We start from the raw sequence: 24374 nt of genomic DNA, 5'->3' as shown, positions 1-24374 counted from the left end.
TGTCGAGCGTATGAGGAATGCTGCTATGGCGGTGCTGCTGGTCTGCGTGCTCAGCAGCCTGAGGCTGGGAGCCGAAACGCTGATCGTTCCCGTGGTGGGCGAGGGATGGCGCATCCGGCTTCAGGGGCCGGTGCTGGCGGTGGAGAGCCAGCATTGCGATGCAGACGGACTGATTTATCGCGGCAATGCGGGGCGGTTCAATGTCTCGGTTTTCGTGGAGGCGCAGCCCCCGGGTGGCGGTGACAGCAAGGCCTGCCGTGATCACTTCTGGCAGAAGGCCAGTGCCAACCCGATGATCCAGAAGGAGAGCATCAAGATCTGGAGCGCCGAATGGTGCGAATGCGTGGAGTATGTGACGGTGGATGAGAGCCAGGGGGAAAAGATGACGCTGGCGAACATCAACTGCTACTTCGAGCTCCTGGGCAAATGGGTGGATGTGCATGCCTCGGTGATTTCACCCACTGAGGACGACGCACGGATGCTCAAAACGCTGGGCGAATCTCTCGTCTACTGCACGTTTGCCCGGCCCAAAGCAGAGCCGCAGGAGTTTGCGATGGGCGGCATGGGTAAACTGCGGCTCGTGGTGCCGGCGGGCTGGCAGGTGGGGAACCACTGCGTGACGCGGGGCATCGGAGCGGGAGAGCAGCACACACTCTCGCTTTTCTCCGCCACTGATCCGAACAAAAACTGGAAGATGACTTTTTTCAACAGCGCGGTGCGCTACAAGACCCAGCAGGACCTCCGGCTGACGGCGCAGCGGTTTGCCCCGCCTGACGCGGTGGAAGGCGCGGGGAACTGGCAGGACATCCCGCTGAAGCATGGCGTGGGCTGCCAGGCTGTTTTTACCGATGCGGCTCTCGTGGACAAACCGATCGAGCCTGGCAAGGCGAAGGTCATCTCATCCGGCTTCGTCGCGCCCGAGGAGGATGTCCTAGGTACGGTCACGATCTTTGCCGACGATGCGAAAGATGCTGATTTTCTCGCGGCGATTCAGGCGCTGGGCAGCATTGAGTGGGGCGCAGGCGAAGCTCCGAAGAACAAGGAGTGAGGTGTGGCGCTGACCGTTGGGGGCTTCACACCCATTTCACACAACGAGTCTTGGAAGAACTGAAACTGGCGGCAGACTATGACCGCCGGAAGTCCTCCTTATTATGATGTGATCATGAACCGTCTGCCGACAGAGCTAGGCAAGAGACAGAGACCTGCCATCAGTGTGAGACGCCTTGTAAAGCTGCTCGTGCTGATCCCGCTGCTGCTTGTCGGCTTGACGGTGGCTGGCGTGGGCGTTTTGTTTCTGCGTTCAGACGTCGTTTCCTTTCAGCCGCGGCTGCCGGAGATGAGGCGGATGATCGAGGCGCAAAGGGCGGCGACTCCGGCGCTGCCGCTTTTTTTCAGACGCTGCATGCATGCGGAGGGCGTGCCTGACCATCATACCGCCAGATGCCTTCTAGCGAAGCATGGGCTGGATGACACGACTTCTCTGCGCCGGCATGCGCGGGCGTTCTCCTGGGGCGCGTCACTCTGGCTGCACTTTTCCGCGGAGGAGAGGGACCTTCTCTACTGCGCGTGCGTGAACGATGGAGCAGGGAAAGCGGGGATTCATCAGGTGTCCAGGCGGCTGTTTGGCAGGCCGGTGGAAGAACTGACGGAGCGTGAGCTGGCGGCGCTCGTCGTGGCGAGTCGCGCGCCCTTTCGTTTTCTCATCCACCGGCCGCTGTGGGATTTGTCCACGGAGAGGCTCTTGCATCAGGTCAAAGGCGGGTGATGCATGAGCGCATGTCACACATCCTCATCGCCACTGATCTGCATCAGCGTGCCGTGCTCTACACCGCCCTGGTGAAGCTGGCGGACGAACTCAAGCTGGATGCGGTCATCCTGGGCGGTGATTTCCTGCATGGCACGGGCATGCTGCCGTATGGGCAGACACGGCAGCTCACGCCGACGCAATGCGCGGTGGAGCTGCAAAGCATCGCGCCGACTTTGTTCTTCGTGCGGGGCAACCATGAGGATGAGAACTGGCTGGCGTTTGCGGACGCCTGGAAGTCCATGCGAGACCGGAAGCCCCTGCGGCTGAACGGTGGCTTTGCGATGATCGGAGACATCGGCGTGGTGGGCTTCCCATGTGCGATGGGGCAGGAGGAGGCTTTCAGCGAAGGCGACCCGCTGGGCGGCGAGCATTATTCGTTCTGGCTGAACCGCCTGCTCTCGGACTACGGAGCTGCTGCGAAGCGATTGTGGGTCATGCACGAACCACCGACTGGCACGCAGATCTCCACCGCGGGCTCTCCGACCGAAGGCCATGAGTGGTGGCGGGATGCCGTGGAGGAGCATCAGCCTGACCTGGTGGTCTGCGGTCACGACCACGGCACGCCAATCGAACGCGGGGTGTGGCACGATCAGATTGGGAGGACGAATGTCGTCAATGCGGGGCAGAACATGGACGGCCCCCTGCATGCCACACTGGTGACGGGCGCCGCGCCGGGCCGTTTGCAGTTTGAAAGGCTTGTGATGGCCTGAAGGGTCATCGAGGCAGTTTCCGAAAAGACTCCGTCACCGTCCCGAGCCGCAGGCCGAATTTGCCAAACTGCGCGCGGTTCAGCAACGTGCCGTCCGGCTGCAGCAGCATGATCTGGTGGAAGTTGATGTCGAATTTGCGGCCGCCTTTCGGGACGGCCAGCGTGTAGTTCCACTCAAAGGCATTGCCCCAGGCTTCACCACGGGCGAGGCCGACGCCGTCACTGGCCTCCCCTTCGAAGTGGTGAGCGTCCAGGACGTCGATGTCCCACACGCGGTGCACCTTCCGCCCGCTGGCAAAGGTGAAATCCTGGATGAGCAGCAGGCCCTTCTGGCTCGGCACGCCATGGATGCGGGTGGTAAACTCATCGCGCACCTTTCCGCCATGGTTCTGCACCATGCCGCTGGATTGGAGGTGACCGGAGAAATAGGCTTTGGGGTCCAGCGGCGGCCCTTTGTCCGCGAAGTCCCGCGCACGCGACCCGCTGCAGGAGGCAAGGCCGCCACAGAGGCACAGCCCGAGCGTGACCCAGGCCAGAGCATGGGACACGAGGCTCATGGTTTGAGGTGAGACTGTGAAGAGGTGAGGGCATGCAGCGCCCGGCCGGACCATGCAGACCAGGAAGGATGCCGGGAATGTGGCGTCATGACAAGCATTCGCCATTCACGCTGGGTATGGCCGTAGGCATCCCGCCTGCCGGGCCGGCTCAGGAACTCATTCTGGCAGATCCTCCCCGTGCGTCTCCGGCAGGCAGGCGAGGAAAAGAAGGCCCAGCAGGAAGAAGCCGCCGAGGCAGGTGATGGCCGTGCGCAGATCCAGCTCTGACTTCATCCAGGCGCTGAGCCAGATGAGCACGGGAGCGGCGAGGAGGCGGCCGGTATTGAAACAAAAGCCGGAGCCGGTGGCGCGCAGGTGCGTGGGGAAGAGCGCGGGGAAATAGGCGGCATAGCCCGCATGGATGCCCTGCGCGAAGAAACCGAAGAGGGGCAGCAGCACCAGCAGCAGCGTGTAGCTGCCAGCATACGAGGGCAGCCAGCAGACGATGGGCGTCATGGCCAGCGCGGCCAGATGCATGATGACAAAGGTCTTCTTGCAGCCCCAGCGGGCGCTCAGCGGACCGAAGGCCACCATGCCTGCACCCGCGCCGGCGGTTTGAATGAAGCCGAAGGCGATCTTGGATTTGCTGGCCCAGTCGGGATCATTGGCATCCTGCAAAAACTTGGCGGCAATATCCTGGCCCGCGACCACCACGCCCCAAAACGTGGCAAGCCCGACCATGGCGAGCAAGGCACCGAAGATCGCACGCGAGCGCCAGCGCGGAGTACCGAGCAGTTCGCCAAAACTGCCCATGCGCTTTGCCTTGGCGGCCCGTGCTTCCTTCCACGCTTCGGGCTCCCTGATGCTCATGCGCACCCACAGCACCAGCAGTGCCGGGATGACGCCCAGCAGGTACGCCGTACGCCACTGGCTGCCCACATAAAGTCCCGATGCCGCCGCGAGCCACAGACCGGCCACACTGGTGGCATGGAAGATGCCGCCCGCGCGCTCGCGTGCCTCCTTGGGAAAGACCTCTGCCACGAGCGCCGCGCCCACAGCCCACTCGCCCCCCACGCCCATGGCCACCAGAAAGCGCAGGGCTCCCACCTGCCAGATCTCGCTGGCAAAGGCGGTGACACCGGAGAAGAGCGAGTAGAAGAGAATGGTGAGCGCCATCACCGGATTGCGCCCCCACTTGTCCGCCAGGGAACTGAACAGCAGGCCGCCGAAGGTGCCGCCGAGAAGGAAAATGCCGAGGAAGCGCTCGCCCCAGACCTTCACCAGGGCGTCGTCGGCCTTTACATGCAGCAGCTCCGGCAGCATGTCCGCCCGCGTCAGGTTGTAAATCTGCCCCTCAAAGGCGTCAAACACCCAGCCGAGGGAGGCGACGAGCAGCACCAGCCACTGGTAGCGGGTGACGGTGGAGTACCATTTGGGAGAAGCGGAAGACATGGGCGGAGATGGGGAATGCAGAAGGCCGGTTGTGGCGCGCATGAGTGACGTGCCGGAGCGCAGCCACATTTCAGCAGGTTCGCGGTTTTACTCAAAGCGCCTGGCATCGCACAAGAGGGGAAAGCGGATGCGGGCAGCGATTTAAGAGCAGACCAGGGGGCTGCAAGAGCGCGGAGCTGCACGGGTTCATCATCGCGCAGAAAAGCAGAGATGCTTACGAGTGCACCCGGGCGGTCTGCAGAGATGAGGATGCCAGGTGGGCGAGCGCTTCGGGCCTCACAGGCTCCTCAGGCTGCCAGGGCAGCCACGCGGTGCGGCAGGCCTGTTTTTCCACCACCTCGCGCAGGTAGCGGTGCTCGGAGGACTCGCGGCATTGCAGCAGGGGATCGCAGGTGCCGCTGTGCAGCAGGCTTTGATTGATAACCCACGCAAAGGGCTCGATGTGCGCACGGCGCAAGTCTGCCTGCAAGGCGGCGGCTTCATGGACGGGCGTGGCCTCTGGCAGCGTGACGAGCAGGATGCGGGTATAATCGGGATCGCGCAGGCGCTCGAGAAGCCTGAGCACGTGCTCGGGCTGGGTGCTGCGGGCCTGGCGCTCCAGCTCGCGGTGGTAAGCCTCGCTGGCATCCAGCAGCAAAAGGGTGTGGCCTGTGGGAGCGGTGTCCAGCACGACAAAGCGGCTGGCACCCTGGCCGACTTCGCGGGCAAAGGCCCGAAACACGGCGATTTCTTCGGTGCACGGGGAGCGCAGATCTTCCTCCAGCAAGGCGCGGCCTGCGTCATCCATCGCGCTGCCCTGGGCCTGCATCACTTCGTTTTGATAGGCGGCGGTCTCCGCCGCCGGGTCGATCCTGCTGAGCGTGAGCCCCTCCACCCGGCCATGCAGGGTCTGGGCCACGTGCGCGGCAGGATCGGTGGTGCTGAGATGCACGGAGTGGTCGCGCCGGGCCAGCATGACGGCGATGGCTGCGGCCACGGTGGTCTTGCCCACACCGCCTTTGCCCATGGTCATGATCACACCATGGCCCTGCTGCTCCATGGCGCTGACGAGATCTGCCAGGCTTTCCATTTGGGGTGGAGTCCAGCTCTCTGCCGTCTGAGGCGTGAGAGTGCCGTGGGCACCGCCACCCAGCAGCACGCGCAGTCCGGCGATGCCGAGGATATTGATGGCACGCAGCGGAACGATGAAGCTGGGCATGCTGCGGATGAAGCCGCCCGCCGATTCCAGGGCGGCCATGCCGCGCTGCTGCAGGGCCTGTGCGGTCGGGTCTTTTGCGCACTGGGTTTCAAAAGTGCCGTTGATGATGAGGCATTGATTTCCCACACCGATGGCGCGCAGCTCTTTGGAGGTGCGCTCCGCCTCGCGCAGGGCGGCACCTTGGGGACGGCTGACGAGCACGAGCGTGGTGGCTGCTGCGTCCGCCAGCGTTCTGACCGTGGCCTCGTAAATGATGCGCTGCTTTTCCAAACCCGCCAGTGGGCCCAGGCAGGAGGTGCCGCTGGTGTTGCTTTCGAGAAACTGATCCCAGGCCCTGGCCAGGCTCATGAGCCGCAGCGTGTGGCCGGTGGGTGCGGTGTCAAAGATGATGTGGTCATAGGCCTGCACGGCCTCGGGGTTTCCGATGAGGCCGGAGAACTCATCAAATGCCGCGATCTCCACGGTGCAGGATCCGGAGAGCTGCTCCTCCATGCTGCGCAGCGCCGCCTCGGGCAGAAGGCCGCGCATGGGCCCGATGAGGCGCTCGCGATACGCAGCGGCTGCCTCGACGGGATTGATGTTCATCGCCTCCAGTCCCGGCGCGCCTGCAATGGGGGTGGGGCGATTGGTCAGCCGGGTTTCCAGCACTTCGTCGAGATTGGAGGCCGGATCGGTGCTGACCAGCAGTACCCGCCTGCCGGCCTCGGCGAGCTTCAATGCCGCCGCGCATGACAGGGAGGTCTTTCCCACGCCGCCCTTGCCTGTGAAAAAGAGAAAGCGCGTGGTCGTGGAGGGATCAGGTACATAAGGCGGCAGGTTCATGATGCTGCCTCCTTCTCCTTGATACCCAGCGCGGCGCGGAAGAAGGCCGGACGCTCGTCATGGTTGGGGTAACGGCCTTTCATGTAGATCTCTCCATCGAGGAAGATCAGAGGCAGCACGGCGGTGCCTTCTTTTTGCAGCGCTTCTTTGACCGCCGGGTTTTGTGCGAAGGCCATGGGCTGCTGCCCGAGATTCTGGCGTTCCACCTTCACTCCCTGTCCGGCCAGCTGGTAGAGGATGGCGGCGAAGTTGATGAGATCTGGATCGACATTCGGGCCGCAGATGCCGGTGGAGCAGCACATGGGCGGATCATAGACCTGTACCGTTTTCATGGGATATGTGTGTGGCTAGCTGTCTGGCTGGCGTGCGGGTTTGAATAAGGCACCTTTTCTGAGAGCAGACTATTTGGTTAAAAAGCCAAGTAAATGTCCGGATGTGTGCAATGATTGTCATTCTTTGACCGGCCCGGGTCCTCTCTTCAATGTGCCGCCAGCCTTTCTGCGCCCACACATGCCTGCCGTTCCGCCCTCACCCCCAACCTTCTCCTGCCAGAGCTGCGGCGCCTGCTGCGCGCACTACCGCGTCTCCTTCTACTGGCAGGAGGCGGTGCAGCGTGGGCTGGATGAAAGCCTGCTGGTGCAGGTGAGTCCGTGGCAGGTGTGCTTTCGCGGCACGGAGCAGAAGCCCGTGCGATGCGTGAATCTGGAAGGCGAAATTGGCTCGTGTGTTTCATGCCGCATCTACGAGCAGCGCACCACGCCGTGCCGGAGCGTGGAGATCGGAGATGAGAAGTGCCTGCAGGCACGCGCTGCACATGGGCTGGGGGCGATGGCGTGAGATGATTGGGGTAAAAAGATTTTGGGTAAAAAAATTTCAGAATCAGAGATTGGGAAAATCTTTTTACCCTCAATTTTTTTACCCTTACACCGGCATCGTCGTTCCCGGTATTGCCACCGGATACCACCCCTCCGTATCCGGCTTCACCGGCGGCTCAGTGTTCCAGGTGATGTTGTCGGGCACCAGTTCTTCCTTGGAGTTCATGGCCTGCTCCCAGGTGATGACCTGGCCGGTGTAGGTGGCCATGCGGCCCATGACGCCCATCATGGTGCTATGCGCGGCGTAGTCGGCATCGTTGCGTACTTTGCCGGTGCGGACGTTTTCAAAGAGGGCGTCGTGCTCGAGCTGATACGGGTCTTCCTTGTTGCGCAGGCGCTTGCCGCCTGGAGGCTGGCCGTTGATGAGGAACTTGCCGCTGTTCGCCAGATCGGCCGCGCCCTTGGTGCCGTGGAAGTGCTCGCTCACATCCTTCGCGCACTTGCCGCCGATCTGGCAGCACTGGCTGAGGATGCGCATGCCGTTCTCATAGGCAAACTCCACGGTGTGGTGGTCAAAGATGGTGCCGTTCTCCTTCGCTTTGCGCACCTGACGCCCGCCCTGGCCCACGGCGCTGACGGGCATGACGCCCTTCATCACCCAGTTCGCCACATCCAGATTGTGGCAGTGCTGCTCCAGGATGTGGTCCCCGCTCATCCAGGTGAAGAAGTACCAGTTGCGGATCTGGTAGTGCATTTCGCTTTCGCCCGGCAGGCGCGGGAATCCGGCGCGGGAGGTGCCGTTCCAGTACACGCGGCCAAACACGAGGTCACCGATCTCGCCGGCGTGGATGCGCTCGATCATGTCGATGTAGCTGGGCTGGTAGCGGCGCTGAAAGCCCACGGTGACATTGAGCTTCTTTTTCTTCGCTTCTTCCGAAGCGGCCAGCACACGGCGCACGCCCGCGGCATCCACCGCCACCGGCTTTTCCATGAACACATGCTTCCCAGCCTTCACCGCCTGCTCAAACAGGAAGGGGCGCGGGCCGGGAGGCGTGGTGATGAGCACCACATCCGCGAGTGCGAAGGCCTTCGTGTAGTCTTCGAAATTCGTGAACACCTGGTCCGGCGGCACATCCACCTGGCCTTCGTGTTTTCCCTTCAGAATGTCCAGCGCCGCCTGCGCCTTGCCTTCCAGGGGATCCACCACGGCGACGAGCTTGATGGTGGAGCCGGCGGAGAGCGCCTGATTGCAGGCGCCGGTGCCACGCCCGCCGCAGCCGATCAGGGCGATCTTGATGTCGTTGTCTTTCGGCGCCGCAAACGCGTGCGTGGCGGCGGTCAGGGCGGTGGTGGCAAGGAAGGAGCGGCGCGTGGTCATGGTGGTGGTTGGGACGCAGGTGTGAACCGCGTCTGACCACCCGACCTTTCATCGGTTCGCTACGGGCGCTCGATGAATCAGGGCAGCCCAGGCCTTGCGCTCTGACCACAGCAGAAACAGGGACAGCACGGCAATGGCGACCAGCATGGGGTTGAGGATGCCATCCCCTTTAACAAGCTGGTGGTAGGCGAGGATGTTCACAATGACAGGGCCGACGCACAGCAGGCCGAGATTGCGCGTTTTGGGCACGAGGAGCAGGATGCCGCCGAGCAGCTCGAACACCTTCACAAACTTCATGTAGCCCGTGGGCCCGAAGGCGGCCATGAAGTGAACTTCGTTCGGGTTCAGCTTTTGCTCAGGCATGGTTCCGAAGAAAAAGATGCAGGAGACCGTGATGAACAGCAGTCCGAGCATGATGGAGGCGGCGAGTGTGAGGTATTTCATGGCGTATGGGGTGAGTGGTGAATGATGTGGGATGAGCAGATTTGCGGAGCCGGCCTAACCCAGATGGGCTTCCAGCCGGTCAAAGTTTTCTTCGTTGGACGGCACGCAGACGGGCTTGAAGCGTTCGCACATTTCCGCGGTGGGAAACTGCATGCACCACGTCATGTGCGTGCCGGTGCCGGCATCCGCCAGCGTGATGGTCATGCGGAAATGCGGGGCCACATGCTCATAGACGATGCGCTCGGCAGGCACGATCTCGAGGAAGCGGGCGTGATTGGCGTAGTCCTTGCCATCGGGGCCGTGCATGGTGAATTTCCATTCGCCACCGGGGTGGAAATCGAACTCATCAAAGGTGTTGGTGAATCCCTTCGGCCCCCACCACTGCGCCAGTTGGGCGGGATCGCTGAAGGCGGCAAAAAGCCGCTCGCGGTTCGCCGCGAAGATGCGGGTGCTGATGATCTCGGTGGAGTGATCCGGAGGAGGCGCGGCGGCCTTTTCGAGCGCGGCGATGTCGAGCTTGACCATTTTGAGCATGGCCCGGGTGACGCGGGAGGCGACGGCCGGGTCGTTGTCCGCATTGAGGTCTCCGAGGATGGAGGGGACGATCTGCCAGGAGACGCCAAACTTGTCCTTTAGCCAGCCGCACTGCACGGCCTTGCCGCCACCGGCGGTGAAGGCATCCCAGTAGTGGTCGATTTCCTCCTGAGTCTGGCAGGAGACGACGAGCGAGATGGCTTCATTGAAGGTAAAGATGGGGCCGCCATTGAGAGCGGTGTAGGTCTGGCCAAAGAGCTCGAACTCGATGGTCATGATGGTGCCTGCAGGAGGGCAGGGCGGTCTCTCCTCCTCAGGTACTTCGGCGTAGCGGGTGGTGCGCAGGATGCGGCCGTCTTTGAAGACATCGAGGTAGAAGCGCACGGCCTCTTCGGCATTCTCATGGAACCACAGGAAGGTGCTGATTTTTTGCATGGCGGGGGCGGCAGCTCAGGCGGAAATGGAATCAACACTGGGATCAATGGTGATCATCCAGCCCATGCCAAACTTGTCCTGCAGCATGCCGAAGCGTGAGGACCAGAAGGTCTTGCCCAGGGGCATGTTCACCGCGCCGCCTTCGGCCAGGGCGGCAAACACGCGGTCTGTTTCAGCCGCGCTCGGCAGGGCCAGCGAGAGGGAGAAGCCGCGGAAGCCCTTGCTCTCCTCGCCGCCGCAGCCGTCGGAGGCCAGGAGGACGCTGCCGCCCACCTTGAAGCTGGCGTGCATGACCTTGCTCTCATAGCCCTCTGGCAGCGCGTCCGGCGGCATGGGGTCGGGGCTGTCGCTGTAGCGCAAAAACATCTGCACCTCCGCGCCGATGGCCGATTTGTAAAACTCAAGGGCTTCTTCGCAGCGGCCGCCGAAGAAGAGATAGGGCTGGATGTAGGAGGTCATAGGTAAGATTAGAGGTGTGGGTGTTGCGGAAGAGGGAAATGACGAAACCAGAATGAGGAATGACGAATGAATGACGAAGTATGAATGAAATGAAGAACTCGGTTTCGGACTTCATTCGTCATTCGTCATTCGCCATTCTGGTTTCGTCATTGTTTAGGCTGCATGCAGTTGATCATCCACTGGATGCCAAACTTGTCGCTGAAGGAGCCGAAGTAGGCGCCCCAGAACATGTCCTGGATGGGCATCTCGACCTTGCCGCCGCTGGAGAGTGCGGTGAAGAGGCGGTCTGCTTCTTCGCGGGTGTCGGGTTCGAGATTGATGTGGACGTTGTTGCCGGCGGTGCAGGTGAAGCCCATGGACTCAGGCGCATCGGTGCCCATGAGGAGGTGCTCTCCCAGAGTCGGCAGCGCGATGTGCATGATGAGGTTTTTGTCCGCCTCCGCCGCCGGCGGGCAGTCTGGGCTGGCGGGGATGTCGCCAAAGCGGGCGATGTGACCGAGGTACTCGGTCTTGAACACCGACTTGTAGAAGGCGAAGGCCTCTTCGGTGTTGCGTGGGAAATTGAGATAGGTGGAAACGCGGGCCATGATCAGCGGGAGTGAAGTTATAGGGGTAAAGTTTCAGTCATTCGTCCTGATTCACGGCTTGCTCATCAGCTCCACGAGTTGGTCAAACGCTTTGCCCCAGCCGTCCATGAAGCCCATGGCGGCGTGCTTTTCGCAGGCTTCCTTGGTCCAGTGGCGGGCGCGGGCGGTGTAGCGGGTTTTGCCGGAAGGCAGTGTCTCGAAGGTAACGATGGCGGTGAAGAAGTGATTGGGATTGGGTTCCCAGTTGGCTGAGTAGGCGTCGGTGAAGACGAGTTTTTCATTGGGCACGACTTCGAGATACACGCCCGCATTGGGGAAGCGCTCGCCATCGGGACCACACATGGTCATGCGGCTGAAACCGCCAGGGCGCAGATCGATTTCGACGTCGGTCACATACCACGGTTTGGGGCAGAACCATTGGGGATAGAGTTCAGGGGTGGTCCATCCTGCGAAAAGTTTTTCGCGCGGGACGTCGGTTTCACGGACGAGGACGAGTTCGCGTTCGGAGAGCGGGGATTCGATGGGGGCGGGATGAGGCATAATGATGGGGGGATGTTGAAATGGGGGTGAAGGGTGATGGCGCTAGGCGGCGCTGCAACCGCAGCAGGTTTTCTCGGAGGTGCGGCCGTCGTTTTCATAACGGTCGTGGCGCTTCACCCAGTCCATGAGGTTGCCGTTTTTGGTTTCCATGCGGCCTTTCGGCGTCTGGTCGATGAACTGATAGGCACCCAGCAGCGCCTCGCCGCCGCGGCTGAAGGAGGAGTAGGTGTGGTAGATCTGGCCGTCCTCGTCTTTGAAAAAGACGCTGAAGCCGGGGAGTTCTTCGCAGTCGGCGTTGTAGTCCTGCTCGGTGAAGTTGTAGGTGATCTTGCCTTTCTTCACGGTCTCAGGCGGGAAGGAGACGTGGAAGTCCTGATTGAAATCCGTGTGCGCGGCGGAGACCCAGCGGAACTTCCAGCCCATGCGCTGGCGATAGGCCTCGATCTTTTCGATGGGACCGCGCGACACGGCGACGAAGGAGAGATCGTGATGCTCGAAGTGCTGGCGTGCGCCGTCCACGTGATCGCACAGGAAGGAGCAGCCGGTGCAGCCTTCTTCCCAATCCGGGCCAAACATGAAGTGATAGAGGAAGAGCTGGCTGCGGCCATCGAAGAGGTCCGTCAGCATCACCTGCTGACCGGTGGGCGTGTCGAAGACGTAGGGCTTGGTGATCTTTACCCAGGGCAGCTCGCGGCGCTGGCGTGCCAGCTCGTCGCCGGCGGCCATGTGGGCCTTTTCTTTGGCCAGCAGCGCACGGCGTGCCTGCAGCGCCTCATCCTGTGAGACTGTGGTATGAGATGTCATGAGGGGACGATGGTTTGATTGAGCTCCGTGCGGAAGGTGGAGGAGTCTCCACCGCACTCGGGGCCGGAGAGGTAGCGCTCCCACAGGCTGGGGCCGAGCGTGTGCCCCTGGCCTTCGATGATGTCCTGAAAATCTCCCCAGGCCTGGCCGAGGCCTTCATAGGGACCGGTGTAAACGGTGCGGATGATGGTGGCGGCGGGGATCTCTCCCGCGATGACTCGGCCGGAGGGCTGCAACGGACCGGAGATAGGCACGCCGACATCGAAATTGAAGATGCCGGGCGTCATGCCGAAGTGGTGCGCGAATAGGGCACCCTTCGGCCCGATGCCCTGCGCTGTGGCTGCGGCGATGACTTCCTGAATGGCGGGGCCCATCACCTCCTGGATTTGATCGCGCGGCACGGTGATATGGATCACCGCGGCAGGCTGGGCCGTGGTGGTGATGGGGGGTGAGGGATCGCCGAGCATGGGGGGGAGGGGAGGATTGGGCCAAGGCGACGGGGTCTCTGACCCCGTTTCTGGATGAGCGAAGCGAAGACGCTAGGAAGATAAGTCAGCGCGTGGGTTTTAAGTGAGCGCGTGGGTTTTCGTGGGGGTCGGAGACCCCCACTCCTTGGGTTAGGCTTTCGGGGCGGCTTCGGCGAGTTTCTTCAGGTTGGCAAGGCCTTCGTTGAACTGGTCGCCGCACATTTTTTCGCAGTCCATGAAGAGGCCCATGATCTTGCCGACGAAGGGTTTCTTGCCCTGCATGGCCCAGGTGATTTTGGTGCCGCTGCCTTCGGGGGTGAAGGTGAACTGCACATCGCTCGTGCCGGCGAAGGGGCGCACGAAGGCCAGTTTCATGCCGACCTTTTCATTCGGCTTGCTCTCCACCAGCGTGGTGCTGCCTTCGCCGACTTCGTTGTTGCCGCTCCATTTGTAAACGGCGCCCACGCCTTCCGGCGGGCCTTCGAGCGTCTTCTTCATCGTGGGATCCAGCTTGGACCAGGGAGACCACGCATCCCACTGGCGGAAGTCGTTTACGATTTTGAACACTGTCGCGGGCGGAGCCGTGGTGGTGGCGCTGCGGGTGACGTTCATGTCATCCGACTGGAAAGATGCGATGATGCAGATGACAGCGATGATGGCGACGAGGACGAGGAGGATTTTTTTGATCATGGTATGTGTAGTCGTGGATGATGAAACGGTGGCGGTGGATTACTTGGCGGTGTCCTTGGAGGCGGGGCATTCGCCGCTCATGTTGTCCCAGCGCTTCTGCATTTCTTCGGGGGAGACTTTTTCGATCTCGTGCTGCAGCAGCCACACGTGGCCGTAGGGATCGCACACGCAGCCGCTGCGGAAACCGTAAAACATGTCTGTGGCGGGCATCTGCACCGTGGCCCCGGCGGCGGCTGCTTTGGCAATGGCGGCGTCTGAGTTTTCCACCATGAGGCAGAACTTCACCGGCGTGCCGCCCAGCGTCTGCGGAGACTTGTTCCACGCGGGATTTTCATCGGAAAGCATGAGGAGGCCGTCGTTCAGAGACAGCTCGGCGTGGCCGATCTTTCCGGTGGCTTTGTCTGTGAGGCGAAAGCGCTCTTTGGCGCCGAAGGCTTTCTCATAGAAAGCGATGGCCTCGGCGGCGTTGGTCACGGTGATGTAGGGGTTGAAGGCGGGGTAGGATGGGGTGCTCATGGTGGTGGTGGTTGGGGATGGTGAATGAAGAATTGGCGGGGGTGTTTAATGCTGGGTGGCGGATTTGACTTCGGCCATGGGGCGGCAGAGATCGGCGATGGGGCGGACTTCGATGGTGGCTCCGTATTGGAGAATGGGGCACTGCTGGGCGATGCGCACGGCTTCATCCATGCTGCCGACGGCGATGCGGAAGTAGCCGGCGATGGCTTCCTTGGACTCGGCGAAGACGCCGTCGGTCACGGTGGCTCCCTTGGGACCGGTGACGAGTTTACCTTCCTCCACGAGAGGCTGTGCGCCGCGATGGATGCCCGCTTTGCCGAGACCGTCCACCCAGGCGTAGAAGTCGGTCATGACGTGCTGGAGTTCTGAGGGGGACATGCCGTGGTTCCAGTGGGTGCCTCGAATGAGCAGGAGGTATTCGTCGGTGGGGTTTTGGGGATTCATGCGGGCGCGGTTTCGTTGGTGATGTCTGAGGCGGTGCAGACGGTGGCATCCAGCGGGCGGACTTCGTAATGAAGGCCGCAGGGCAGGGTGGGGCTGTGGGAGAGGAGGTCGGCGGCCTCACGCAGGCTGCCGGCGCTGACGAACCAGTAGCCGCCCACGACTTCCTTGGCCTCGCCGAAAGGGCCGTCGGTGGTGACGCCAGCCTTGGACACACTGGCACGGTCCGTGCCGAGGCGGCTGCCAGCGCGCATGCGGCCTGCGGCGATGTGGCCGTTCAGCCAGTCGTAAAAATCCGTGATGGCGGTGTCGATCTGCTCCCGGGTCTTGTCTTTGTCCCAATGGCCGCGCGAGATCACGAGGTAGTCCTGGGGTGGTGTGTCAGTGTTCATGGGAGTGGCGCGTGTGGGTCGTGGGTGGGGGAAGATGTCGTGGTTTCAAAAGGGACGACGAACGAGCCGGACGGAAAAGGACATCGGGACAAAGATTTTTTTGAGCGGGTGTTATTTTTCTGGGCTGGCGCTTTCGCAAGCCGCGAGCAGGCGATCAAAAAAGCTGCGCTCGGAGGGCAGGGCGGCGAGGGCCAGCGCCCTGCGGTAATGAGCCGCCGCGTCCTGCGTCTGGCCGAGCTCTGCGGCAAAGGCACCGCGTGCCGCGTGCAGGGGGAGGTAGGCGTCCAGCCCCTTAACGGCAGCCAGCGCCTCGAGTCCGCTCTGGGCGCCCTGCACGCGCCCCAGGGCGATGGCGCGGTTCAGCGCCACCACGGAGGAGGGGGTGAGCTGTGCAAGCTGATCATAAAGCGCGAGGATGCGCGGCCAGTCCGTCTTCTCATGACTGGCCGCGGTGCTGTGGCATGCGGCGATGCCTGCTTCCAGATGATACTCCGTGAGCGCGTCTCCACGCGCGGAGAGCTGCAGATGCTGCAGGCCGCGATGGACAAGCGACTGATCCCACAGGCTGCGGTCCTGCTCATGCAGGCGCAGGATTTCACCAGCATCATCCGTTCGTGCGGGCAGGCGTGCGGCGCTCAGCAGCATGAGCGCGAGCAGGGCGTGGCATTGCGGCAAACTTGTGTGCTGATGTGTGGCCAGCAGCTCGGTGAGACGGATGGCCTCATGGCAAAGATCCGCGCGCACCAGGTGCGGGCCGCTGCTGGCCTTGTAGCCTTCATTGAAGAGCAGGTAGAGAGACGCCAGCACGGCGTGCAGGCGCTGCGGCAGCTCATGTGCCGCTGGAATTTCAAAGGGCAGCTCCAGCTCGCGAATGCGTTGGCGTGCGCGCACGAGGCGCTTGGAGATGGTGGCCTCGCTGGTAACAAAGGCTGCGGCGATCTCTGCGGGGCTGAGGCCGCACAAGGTGCGAAGTGAGAGGGCGATCTGGGCTTCGGCAGAGAGCTGCGGGTGGCAGCACACAAACATGAGGCGCAGGGTGTCATCGCGCAGGTGGGCTTCGTCGTCCGCGGCGGCTTCGGGTGGTACGGCCATCCAGCGCGCCTGCTCGGCGGAGATTCCTTCCTCGCGCTCGTTCCAGCGCTGCTCGCGGCGCAACTGGTCCAGTGCCAGATGGCGTGCGGTCTGCGTGAGCCATGCCGCGGGATTGTCCGGCACGCCGCGATACGGCCAGGTCTGCAGCGCACGCACCAGAGCTTCCTGCACCACATCTTCGATCCATTGCAGCCGCCGCGCGCCGAACTGACCTGCCAGCGTGGCTACGAGGCGTGCCGACTCGTGCCGGAAGAAATGTTCGGTGGCAAACTGGGCGCTGGGGGAAGTGTCAGACATCGCGGGTGTTTTCATTCATCAGTCTGCCTGAAACAGACCTTCCACGAAGTCGCGGGCCAGTTTGATATTGTGACGAATGAGTTCCTGGGAGCGGCAGGTCTTGCCGATGAGCATGGAGCCCTGCCAGAGGCTGTTGAGGAACCACGCGACTTTGACGGGATCGAACTTGGTCCTGGGCTTGTGCTTCTTCCTGGCGGCGGCGAGCAGCTTGGCGGCATTTTCAGTCCAGAGGTCCAGCTCTCTGGCGCAGGCGGCCTGAAAGGCGGGGCTCGTGGCGGACATCTCCTGGGACATCATGCCCACCATGCATACGACGGCGTCTTCACTGCGGTGGGTGAAGCCGGCCATGATGTCGAGCAGGTGGTGGAGCTGGTCGAGCGGATCGATGGAGGCATCTTTCCATGCTTCAGCGTAGAGGGCGGTGCCCATGCGGCCCCACCAGTCGATGGCTGCGAGGCCGAGTGCTTCCTTGTTTTCAAAGTGGTGGAAGAAGCCGCCCTTGGTCATGCCAGCCTCTTTGCAGATCTGATCAACCGAGGTGGCGGAGAAACCCTGCTGCAGCATGAGGCGCACGGTGGCGTCGATGAGCCGCTGCCGGGTGGCGGCGGGGTCGCGTTCGCGTTTCGTGCTGGCTTCTTTTTTGGACATACAGACCGGTCGGTATGTAAAGAAATGAGGCCGGGGGTCAATGCTGATTTTTTGGCTTTTTGTTTCTGCGGGCCGGGGATCCGGTAGGCGGTGTCGATTGAAAGGCCCTCATGCGGTCAAGGCAAGAGCGCCATGGCGGCGAGCATGAATCACACGCAGAGCGCCCGCCCCCATCTGGATTTCGGAGGGAATAAGGACGGCGCACCTTTTTGCATCGCCCTCGGCGCCATAGACCCTCATCTACGGACCCGACGCAGCGGTTCCCTACCAGCCCTTCGGCATTCACGGCACCCGCAAGGAAGGTAGGGACGCGCTGTGCCGTGTCCCAAGAATCCTCGTCCCAGCACGCGCTGCAGTCTCGTCACTCTCCCCCTTTCCACATGCCCCTAATGCCTGATGGCACATTTCTCCGGAGAGCATGGTATTTGCGAAGACACCGCTTAATGTGCCGATGGCTGCGTTTTACTCATCTTTTCCATGACCCATTTTCGTTCGATTTTTCACTCTTCTCTTCTGGCCTTCATCTGGTCATCTGCCTGCGTGGTGCATGCGGCTGAGCCTGTGTGGCGTCTCGGGGCGCCTCTGCTGAACGAAACGACGCCGCTTGAGGGGAAGCCTGTGAAGCTGGTGGATCCGTGCATCGTGAGGCATGAAGGGCTCTGGCACATCTTCGCTTCGGCCAATGGAGGGACGGTGCACGCATCCACGCCCAACTTTGACACGCGGCCCATCGCATCCTCGGTGGTGAAGCTGCCGGTGGGGTCGTGCTTCGTGCCGCAGGTGTTCTTTTACCGGCCGCAATCGCGCTGGCATCTCATCGGCATGATGCCGGACAAAACGGGGCGCTATCCGAAGATGGCCCCATGCTTCTGCACCAATGCCGACATCACTCATCCCGAGGGCTGGTCCGCGCCTGAGGTGCTCGATGTACCTCCGCCGCAGGACGATGCGAAGTCGGTGAATCAATGGATCGACTTCTGGGTGATCTGCGACGCGGAAAAGGCGCATCTCTTTGTCACCTCAGACGGCGGCCGCCTCTGGCGCTCGGAGACTGCCCTGGCAAACTACCCGCACGGCTGGTCCGCACCCGTCATCGCCCTGCGTGGCGATTTCATCTACGCGCCGCATGTTTATCGCTATGATGCCGCTAACAAAGAGAGCTATTTGCTGACCCTTACTGCCCGCGCTGCGGATGGTAAACAATACCAGCAGAGCTACGCCGCGGATCGCCTGGATGCCGCGTGGCGGCCCGTGGTGGCAACGGCGGAAACCCCTTTCGCAGGCCGCGCCAATGTGAAGTTCGACGATGCCATCTGGCAGGGAGACATCAACCATGGCGAACCAGTGCGTCAGGGCAGTGATGAACGTCAGATCCTCGAAGAAGACTTCACCGGCTTTATTTTCCACGGCGGGAGAAAAAGCACGGATGACCAAGCACCGCGCGGCTTGATCGGCGTGGGTCTGCTGGAAAGGCTCAAAAACTCACTTCCCGGGCGCACCCACGCACCATAGATACTCCTGACGCACGGGGCCGGTCTTGGCGGAGCGGAGGTAGATGCGATTGTCGCAGATGGCGGGGGTGCTGAAGGATTCGTCGCCGAGCGGGTTTTGGGAGAGGAGGGTGAACTTCTCCGGGGTGGCTTCGAAGACGGAGGTGACGCCGCCTTTGCTGGTGACGTAGATGCGAGAGTCTGCCATGACGGGGGAGCCGTAGAATTCGCGGTCCACTTTCTCCGACCACAGCTCCTCGCCGGTGGCGGATTTCCAGCAGGCGGCGCGTCCGCCATCGCCCACGGCGAAGACGTGGCCGTTCTTCACGATCATGGAGGGCACGTAGGTGCGCGTGACGTTTTCCCAGGCGATCTTGCCGGAGCCATCCGCCTCGACGGCCATGGTGTGGTTCTTCGGGTAACCGCCGCCGAGGAAGATGCGGCTGCCATCGGTCACGGCGGTGACGACGGTTTCCTCCGTGCTGCCGTCGATGCTCCAGAGTTTTTTGCCGGTGAGCGGATCAAAGCTTTCCACCTTGTTGCAGCCGGCGAGCACGGCCTGCGTTTTGCCGGCGGCCTGCACGACGGCGGGGGAGGCGTAGTTGGCCACGGGCGGGCGGTCCTGCTGCCAGACGATTTCGCCGGTGAGTTTGTTGAGTCCGGACATCTTGCCGCCGCCTCGATGATCTGCCGACACGAGTTGCCGGAGAAGTCGAGCGCGGTGGTGAAGACGGCGCCGTTGTTGAGGAAGTTCACGAACAGGCGCTCGCCATCGCTCACGACATCGGAGGAGGCCTGCGAGGAGATTTTGTGGCCCTTGGTGTTGAGGTTGCCGCGATGGATGACGGCTTCCCAGAGTTTCTTGCCGGTGGTGCGGTCGTAGCAGAGCACGAGCTGCTCCTCGGTCTCCATGTCTGCCGTGGCGAGGTAGATGTGATCTCCCACAACGGTGGGGGAGCCGTGGCCGCGGCCGCGCACCTCGGCCTTCCACAGCACGTTTTCATTTTCGTTCCATTTCAGCGGCAGATGTTGGCCTGCTGCGGCATGCCCGTCCATCGTCGGGCCACGCCACGCGGGCCAATCCGCGGCGAGGAGGGGCATGGTGAAGAGTGCGGAGGTAAACAGCAGGGCGTGAGGTTTCATGCGGGGCGTTGCAATACGCTGCGAAAGAGGCGGCGCTGTCAAAAGAAGTGGCGATGCGCTCCTGGTTATCGAGCACGACAAGGACGGCGGTCCCTTTTGGGTTGCCTGCGCCATGACAGACCCGAAAAGTCGGACCCGACACAGCGGTTCCCTACCAGCCCTGAGATGCCCAGGCCATTTTTGAAAACCTCGAAGTGCAGAGGGGCCGTAGCGTGCCAAAGAACGCGGAGCGTCCTGGAGTGCTCCAGTCCTCTGGAGCTTTTCATGGTCCGATGGACGTCCGAAAGCGCCGGAGGACCGGCGCAGTCCAAAACGCAAAGCGCACGCCGCGTCATTTTCCAAACACGGCCAGACACGTAAGCGGCTGGCAGGATGCACCGTGAGAAGTAAATCGCATTATTTGGCCGCCACAGGCTTCATCACACCGGCCATGGGGTGGTGGCTGACGGTTTCCCAGGCGATTTCCTGGAGGAGTTTGTTGAGCTTGGCCTTGTCGTCATCGCTCATGTCTTTGAGGGCTTTGAAGGCGTTTGGCACGGGAAGGCCCGCGGGGCTGCGGCGGTAGATGACGGCGAAGTGGCAGTAGCTGGAGAGGATCTGCAGCGGGGCCAGTGCGTGGCCCCAGTAGTCGCGGAAGAGTTCGCCCTGGGTTTTGAGGCCGGGGGCCTCGCCTTTCACGATCTTGTCGCGCAGCGTCACGGCGGCCATGCCGACGGGGACGATGTAAACGGACTGCTTGCCGAGGCGCTGATTGATGCCGCGCACGTAGTCTTCGATGTCCTTGGCGTAGCGCTGGGTGGCATCGCGGAGTTGGGCGATGTCGGTGGCGTTGTGGTCCACCTTCTTCTTGTTGGCCTCCAGCGGGTAGACGGGCTTGTATTCGTCATTCGGCATCCAGTATTCCTGCACGAAAATGCGCAGCGCGGGATTGTGATCGAGGCCGAGCTTCACGAAGTCCTCGATGGCGGGGTCCGGCAGCCAGATGGGTGAAAGGGTGAGGACGTCCACCTTGCCCGTTTTGAGCACCTTTTTGACGGCGCTTTTTTCTTCGGGGACATCCCAGTGCTTTTGCACCGTGGAGCCGCCGATGCTGGAGAGGCCGACGAGTTGGTGATTCAGCCCGGCCGATTTCGCGATCTCATCCACCTGCTTGTAGGTGAACACATGGAAACTGTGCCCACATGTGGCGATGCGCTGTCCCTCGGTGACGGGTGGCTGCAGATCCTCCGCGCGAGTGATGGGGGCGATGAGGCAGAGAGAGGCGAGGAGGAAGGCTTTCATGGGAGTGTGCCGGTAGAACGGAGGAGGGAGGGGTAATCCAGCAGGAAAGTGAGGTGATGAAATCCTTCCAGCCGGTGGCTTTCGATTTCAGAGAATGAAGGTAGAAAGATTAGGGGTAGAAAAATTTTCCGAACCGATGATTTCAAAGTTTTGAACTTTCGATCTTAGCGGCGGAGGGTTATGAAATTGATTTGATGGCGGTTGAGATTGATCCAGTGAAAGGCCTTGAGGTCGCTGAGAGACAAGAGCTTATCCAGGCTGAGGCGCTGGGCTTTGAGATGCTGGCCGAGAGTGGTGATGCGGAAGGCTTCGTCAGGAGCGCACATCTGGAAAGTTTGCTGGCCAAGATGCCGCGTTTCCAAATGCATCGAACGACGCTCCAAGGCATGCTCCTCGCCTCCGAAATGATGGACAAGGGCCTGATTGTAAAGAGGTGCCTCGAGAAAAAGCCCGATGTCCTCGATGAAATGAAGCATTGCCTTGAGCAAGCTGTCAGGACCTCTCCAAGAGGATGATTCGATTTCAAACCGGTAACGCTCGGCGGGGATCACCGAGTTGTTGACGAATCGAGAGTCCACAGACGCTCCGCCAAAGGTCACCACTTTCCCGTGTTCGCAACCTGTCAGCAGAAGGTAGTTCATCGTCTGGCCCTCATGGGCTGTAGTGACCTTCCTGGCCTTCTTTAGCTCATAGATCGCCTGTCCTGCAGCGACGACATCGATTCTATAATCCTTCACAAAACTTCCGTGACACACTTGCACAGGAACTTCGACTGGCAAAGGAGATAGGCCCGCTTTGTTCAACCGCGCTGCGAGGTCATTGTGATAGATCTCTTCGTCGCAGCTTTTTCCGAGTTCCCTATGAACCTGGAAAACCAGCCGCATGACTTCATAGTCCAGTCGCTGAAGGGCTTCGTAATCTTGCCTGTGAAATTGGACCGGGCATTCGATGGGCATGGAGAAGATAAAGGTAGAAAAAATTAGGGGTAGAAAGATTTCAGAATCTCAAAATGGGAAGCTCTGGAAAATTTTTCTACCCCTAATCTTTCTACCTTCACAATTCCGCCCTTCTCTAAAACCTCAGCATCTCGCCCACGGGCAGGGGCTTGCCCTGGCGGATCGATTCCTCCGCGACTAGGCAGAGGCCGGCGGACCAGAGGCCGTCGAGGCCGGTGGCGATGGGGGGCTTGCCGGTGCGGACCATGGCGATGCATTGGGCGATTTCTTCGCGGAGTTCGAAGACTTCGCCGCTGTGCTTTTCGAGCTTCACGGTTTCGAGGGTTTCGCCGTCGAAGACTTTGAGGAAGTACTCGGGCTCCAGGGTGCGGTCAAGGGCGCCGCTCCAGGCGGCCCAGAGGGCGCCTTTGGTGCCGCTGACTTTGACAGTCTGGTGGTGCTCGAAGGCGGCGAGGGTCTGGGATACCACGGCATAGCTGCCGTTGGTATATTTAAACATGGCGCTGAAGTTGTCGTACAGCGTGGGGCGCTGGGGATCGCGGGAGTTGGCGTAGGCGTGGAGCTCCACGGGGTCGCCGCTGCCTTCGAGGTACCAGCGGGCGAGATCGAAGAAGTGGATGGGCTCTTCGAGCACCCAGCTCCCGACGCGGTTTTGATCGTAGCGCCAGCCGCTGGCGCCGAGGCGGTAGGGCTTGCGGGAGAGTTCGACGAGGACGTACTGCGGATCGCCGATGGTGCCTGCGGCGATGATTTCCTTGATGCGGCCCCACTGGCTGGAAAGGCGCAGCTCATGGCCGACGGCGAGGTGCACGCCGTGGTCGCGCGCGCCTGCGACGATGGCTTTGCAATCATCGAGGGTGATGGCCATGGGCTTTTCCTGCAGGACGTGCTTTTTCTTCGCCATGGCGGCGAGGGCTATCTCGCGGTGCGTGTGGCTGGGGGTGGCGATGTCGATGATGTCGAAGTCGGTCTGCGCGATCATCTCCAGGCTGTCGGCGAAGATGTGGGCGTCAGGGTAGAGCTTGCGGGCTTCTTCGCGGGAAGCGTCCGAAGGGGCGGAGATGGCGACGAGCTGGGCGTTGGGATTTTGGGCGATGGACTGGGCGTGGAATTTGCCCCAGGCACCGAAGCCGGCGAGGGAGAAGCGGACGGGTTGCATAAGAAGGAATGACGAAATCAGAATGAGGAATGACGAATCAATGACGAATGACCAAGTGAGGTGCGGGATGAAAGTGACTTATCATTCGTCATTCCTCATTCTGGTTTCGTCATTCGTTGCTACCTGCGCGGAGCAGTAGTGAGCGGCGTGACAGGATCGGGGACGCGGCGGCCTTGGAGTTCGTTGAGGCGGCAGGTGGGGAGTTTGGGGAGGACGTGTTTGGCGAAGAGGTCGCACTCTTCGAGGTGGGGGTAGCCGCTGAGGATGAAGGCGCGCATGCCGAGGTCCATGTAGCGGTTGAGCTTGGCGAGGACTTGATCTGGATCTCCCACGATGGCGCTGGCGCAGCCGCTGCGGGCGAGGCCGATGCCGCTCCACAGGTGGGGCTCGATGTAGAGGTCGCTGCTTTGCGCGCGGAGTTCGTCCTGGCGTTTCACGCCGGCGCTCTGGCTGTCCTGAGAGCGGGCTTTGATCTCGGCGCCTTTTTCGGCGGTGAGTTTGGAGATGAGGCGGTCGGCGGCGGCGCGGGCTTCGGCTTCGGTTTCGCGCACGATGACGTGGGCGCGGAAGCCGAAGTCGATCTTGCGGCCATGGGCGGCGGCCTTTTCGGACATGACGCGCATGGTTTCGGCGATGCGGTCCTCCGTCTCCGGCCACATGAGGAAGACGTCGCAGTGCTTGGCGCAGAGCTCCTGCGCGGCGGGGGAGATGCCGCCAAAGTAGAGCAGGGGACCGCCGTTCTGCTGGTAGGTCCTGGCGGGTTCGGTGCTGGGCAGACTGATATTGTAAAATTCGCCCTTCCATTCAAAGGGGCCGTCGGTGCGCCACAGGCCTTGCAGGATTTGAATGATCTCGCTGGCGCGGGCGTAGCGTACTTCGTTGCTCTCCTTGAGGCCGGGCATGTCGGAGGAGATGATGTTGATGCAGAGGCGGCCTTTGGCGATGTGGTCCACCGTGGCCAGGGCGCGGGCGAGCATGGGCGGCCAGACCTCCCCCATGCGCAGGGCCACGAGCTGGTTGATCTGCGCGGTCTGCGGGGCCATGGCGGCGGCAAAGGCCAGGGCGTCCTGCCCGGCGATCCAGCCGGAGGGCAGCAGGATGTTCTGGTAGCCGAGCGCGTCGGCCTTTTTCACGATATCGCCACAGTGCTCGTAGCTGGAGCGGATGGAGCCGTCCGGAATGCCGAGAAATTCGTAATCATCAGAGCAGAGAGCAGAAAACCAGGCGACTTCACACTTGCGATCAGGGGTGCGGATGGATAAATCACTCATGAGAGAATATT

General features: G+C 61.7%; 27 protein-coding genes and 3 pseudogenes. 5 read left to right on the top strand and 25 right to left on the bottom strand.

The window, feature by feature from the left end:
• Positions 1 to 10 precede the first annotated feature (10 nt).
• The 3 genes from ACILSQ_RS20290 (at position 11) to ACILSQ_RS20280 (ending at position 2517) form a co-directional block, all read left to right on the top strand.
• Positions 11 to 1048 carry a hypothetical protein gene (locus ACILSQ_RS20290; protein WP_395745477.1) on the top strand — a complete coding sequence of 346 codons (1038 nt, stop codon included), beginning with the start codon at positions 11 to 13 and terminating at the stop codon, positions 1046 to 1048.
• A gap of 165 nt (positions 1049 to 1213) precedes the next feature.
• Positions 1214 to 1765, top strand: a complete 552-nt coding sequence (locus ACILSQ_RS20285; protein ID WP_395745476.1) for a hypothetical protein — start codon at positions 1214 to 1216, stop codon at positions 1763 to 1765.
• A gap of 11 nt (positions 1766 to 1776) precedes the next feature.
• On the top strand, positions 1777 to 2517 hold the full coding sequence (locus tag ACILSQ_RS20280; protein ID WP_395745475.1) for a metallophosphoesterase: 741 nt from the start codon (positions 1777 to 1779) through the stop codon (positions 2515 to 2517).
• 4 nt (positions 2518 to 2521) lie between these two features.
• On the opposite strand, the gene ACILSQ_RS20275 is transcribed toward ACILSQ_RS20280, so the two are convergent.
• The 4 genes from ACILSQ_RS20275 to arsD all read right to left on the bottom strand — a co-directional run bounded on the left by ACILSQ_RS20275 (position 2522) and on the right by arsD (position 6856).
• Positions 2522 to 3073 (bottom strand): DUF3833 family protein, encoded by a 552-nt coding sequence (locus ACILSQ_RS20275; protein ID WP_395745474.1) that lies wholly within the window; start codon positions 3071 to 3073, stop codon positions 2522 to 2524.
• A 156-nt stretch (positions 3074 to 3229) separates the two neighbouring features.
• The gene (locus ACILSQ_RS20270; RefSeq protein WP_395745473.1) at positions 3230 to 4504 is read right to left on the bottom strand and encodes an MFS transporter; all 1275 of its coding nucleotides are present in this window, start codon (positions 4502 to 4504) and stop codon (positions 3230 to 3232) included.
• A 214-nt stretch (positions 4505 to 4718) separates the two neighbouring features.
• A complete protein-coding gene (gene arsA, locus ACILSQ_RS20265) occupies positions 4719 to 6524 on the bottom strand; it encodes an arsenical pump-driving ATPase (protein ID WP_395745472.1) in 1806 nt (601 codons plus the stop codon).
• Entirely contained in the window at positions 6521 to 6856 is a 336-nt protein-coding gene (gene arsD / locus ACILSQ_RS20260) for an arsenite efflux transporter metallochaperone ArsD (protein WP_395745471.1), read from the bottom strand. The genes arsA and arsD overlap by 4 nt, the downstream gene beginning before the upstream one ends.
• Before the next feature lie 178 nt (positions 6857 to 7034).
• Here arsD and ACILSQ_RS20255 point away from each other — a divergent pair, with 178 nt between their 5' ends.
• The gene (locus tag ACILSQ_RS20255) at positions 7035 to 7361 is read left to right on the top strand and encodes a YkgJ family cysteine cluster protein (protein WP_395745470.1); all 327 of its coding nucleotides are present in this window, start codon (positions 7035 to 7037) and stop codon (positions 7359 to 7361) included.
• Positions 7362 to 7445: 84 nt separating this feature from the next.
• Here ACILSQ_RS20255 and ACILSQ_RS20250 read toward each other — a convergent pair whose 3' ends face one another.
• The 15 genes and pseudogenes from ACILSQ_RS20250 to ACILSQ_RS20180 all read right to left on the bottom strand — a co-directional run bounded on the left by ACILSQ_RS20250 (position 7446) and on the right by ACILSQ_RS20180 (position 17063).
• Positions 7446 to 8717 carry a Gfo/Idh/MocA family protein gene (locus ACILSQ_RS20250; RefSeq protein ID WP_395745469.1) on the bottom strand — a complete coding sequence of 424 codons (1272 nt, stop codon included), beginning with the start codon at positions 8715 to 8717 and terminating at the stop codon, positions 7446 to 7448.
• 48 nt (positions 8718 to 8765) lie between these two features.
• Positions 8766 to 9161, bottom strand: coding sequence for a hypothetical protein (locus ACILSQ_RS20245; protein ID WP_395745468.1), 396 nt, complete (start codon positions 9159 to 9161; stop codon positions 8766 to 8768).
• A 54-nt stretch (positions 9162 to 9215) separates the two neighbouring features.
• Positions 9216 to 9608: pseudogene (locus tag ACILSQ_RS20240) on the bottom strand (SRPBCC family protein); the annotation flags it as partial.
• Between the two features lie 36 nt (positions 9609 to 9644).
• Positions 9645 to 10130, bottom strand: a pseudogene (locus ACILSQ_RS20235) (VOC family protein); the annotation flags it as partial.
• 15 nt (positions 10131 to 10145) lie between these two features.
• The gene (locus tag ACILSQ_RS20230; RefSeq protein WP_395745467.1) at positions 10146 to 10589 is read right to left on the bottom strand and encodes a VOC family protein; all 444 of its coding nucleotides are present in this window, start codon (positions 10587 to 10589) and stop codon (positions 10146 to 10148) included.
• 146 nt (positions 10590 to 10735) lie between these two features.
• Positions 10736 to 11176, bottom strand: a complete 441-nt coding sequence (locus tag ACILSQ_RS20225) for a VOC family protein (protein ID WP_395745466.1) — start codon at positions 11174 to 11176, stop codon at positions 10736 to 10738.
• Between the two features lie 51 nt (positions 11177 to 11227).
• A complete protein-coding gene (locus tag ACILSQ_RS20220) occupies positions 11228 to 11716 on the bottom strand; it encodes an SRPBCC family protein (RefSeq protein WP_395745465.1) in 489 nt (162 codons plus the stop codon).
• A 42-nt stretch (positions 11717 to 11758) separates the two neighbouring features.
• Positions 11759 to 12520, bottom strand: coding sequence for a DUF899 domain-containing protein (locus ACILSQ_RS20215; RefSeq protein ID WP_395745464.1), 762 nt, complete (start codon positions 12518 to 12520; stop codon positions 11759 to 11761).
• Entirely contained in the window at positions 12517 to 12987 is a 471-nt protein-coding gene (locus ACILSQ_RS20210; protein ID WP_395745463.1) for a GyrI-like domain-containing protein, read from the bottom strand. Before ACILSQ_RS20210 ends, ACILSQ_RS20215 begins: the two co-directional genes overlap by 4 nt.
• Before the next feature lie 150 nt (positions 12988 to 13137).
• Positions 13138 to 13677, bottom strand: a complete 540-nt coding sequence (locus ACILSQ_RS20205) for an SRPBCC family protein (protein ID WP_395745462.1) — start codon at positions 13675 to 13677, stop codon at positions 13138 to 13140.
• 39 nt (positions 13678 to 13716) lie between these two features.
• A complete protein-coding gene (locus ACILSQ_RS20200) occupies positions 13717 to 14193 on the bottom strand; it encodes a VOC family protein (protein WP_395745461.1) in 477 nt (158 codons plus the stop codon).
• 45 nt (positions 14194 to 14238) lie between these two features.
• On the bottom strand, positions 14239 to 14637 hold the full coding sequence (locus ACILSQ_RS20195) for a YciI family protein (RefSeq protein ID WP_395745460.1): 399 nt from the start codon (positions 14635 to 14637) through the stop codon (positions 14239 to 14241).
• Positions 14634 to 15026 (bottom strand): YciI family protein, encoded by a 393-nt coding sequence (locus ACILSQ_RS20190; RefSeq protein WP_395745459.1) that lies wholly within the window; start codon positions 15024 to 15026, stop codon positions 14634 to 14636. Before ACILSQ_RS20190 ends, ACILSQ_RS20195 begins: the two co-directional genes overlap by 4 nt.
• A gap of 111 nt (positions 15027 to 15137) precedes the next feature.
• Positions 15138 to 16415, bottom strand: coding sequence for an RNA polymerase sigma factor (locus tag ACILSQ_RS20185; protein ID WP_395745458.1), 1278 nt, complete (start codon positions 16413 to 16415; stop codon positions 15138 to 15140).
• 18 nt (positions 16416 to 16433) lie between these two features.
• Positions 16434 to 17063 carry a TetR/AcrR family transcriptional regulator gene (locus ACILSQ_RS20180; RefSeq protein WP_395745457.1) on the bottom strand — a complete coding sequence of 210 codons (630 nt, stop codon included), beginning with the start codon at positions 17061 to 17063 and terminating at the stop codon, positions 16434 to 16436.
• Between the two features lie 477 nt (positions 17064 to 17540).
• Here ACILSQ_RS20180 and ACILSQ_RS20175 point away from each other — a divergent pair, with 477 nt between their 5' ends.
• Entirely contained in the window at positions 17541 to 18575 is a 1035-nt protein-coding gene (locus ACILSQ_RS20175) for a non-reducing end alpha-L-arabinofuranosidase family hydrolase (protein WP_395745456.1), read from the top strand.
• Here ACILSQ_RS20175 and ACILSQ_RS20170 read toward each other — a convergent pair.
• From ACILSQ_RS20170 to ACILSQ_RS20145, 6 genes and pseudogenes are all read right to left on the bottom strand, one after another.
• Positions 18546 to 19220, bottom strand: a complete 675-nt coding sequence (locus tag ACILSQ_RS20170; protein ID WP_395745493.1) for a PQQ-binding-like beta-propeller repeat protein — start codon at positions 19218 to 19220, stop codon at positions 18546 to 18548. The two genes, ACILSQ_RS20175 and ACILSQ_RS20170, sit on opposite strands and share 30 nt — an antisense overlap.
• 254 nt (positions 19221 to 19474) lie before the next feature.
• Positions 19475 to 19609, bottom strand: a pseudogene (locus tag ACILSQ_RS20165) (PQQ-binding-like beta-propeller repeat protein); the annotation flags it as partial.
• Positions 19610 to 20092: 483 nt separating this feature from the next.
• Complete coding sequence (locus tag ACILSQ_RS20160) at positions 20093 to 20977, bottom strand: hypothetical protein (RefSeq protein WP_395745455.1); 885 nt, start codon at positions 20975 to 20977, stop codon at positions 20093 to 20095.
• 164 nt (positions 20978 to 21141) lie between these two features.
• Positions 21142 to 21933, bottom strand: coding sequence for a GxxExxY protein (locus ACILSQ_RS20155; RefSeq protein WP_395745454.1), 792 nt, complete (start codon positions 21931 to 21933; stop codon positions 21142 to 21144).
• Between the two features lie 115 nt (positions 21934 to 22048).
• Entirely contained in the window at positions 22049 to 23092 is a 1044-nt protein-coding gene (locus ACILSQ_RS20150) for a Gfo/Idh/MocA family protein (protein ID WP_395745453.1), read from the bottom strand.
• 119 nt (positions 23093 to 23211) lie between these two features.
• A complete protein-coding gene (locus tag ACILSQ_RS20145; RefSeq protein ID WP_395745452.1) occupies positions 23212 to 24363 on the bottom strand; it encodes an LLM class flavin-dependent oxidoreductase in 1152 nt (383 codons plus the stop codon).
• Between the last annotated feature and the right edge of the window lie 11 nt (positions 24364 to 24374).

The sequence above is a fragment of the Prosthecobacter sp. genome (assembly GCF_044227185.1).
Lineage (GTDB): Bacteria > Verrucomicrobiota > Verrucomicrobiia > Verrucomicrobiales > Verrucomicrobiaceae > Prosthecobacter.
Note: the sequence above shows the minus strand (reverse complement) of the source record. Positions and strands in the feature narration are given on the sequence as shown.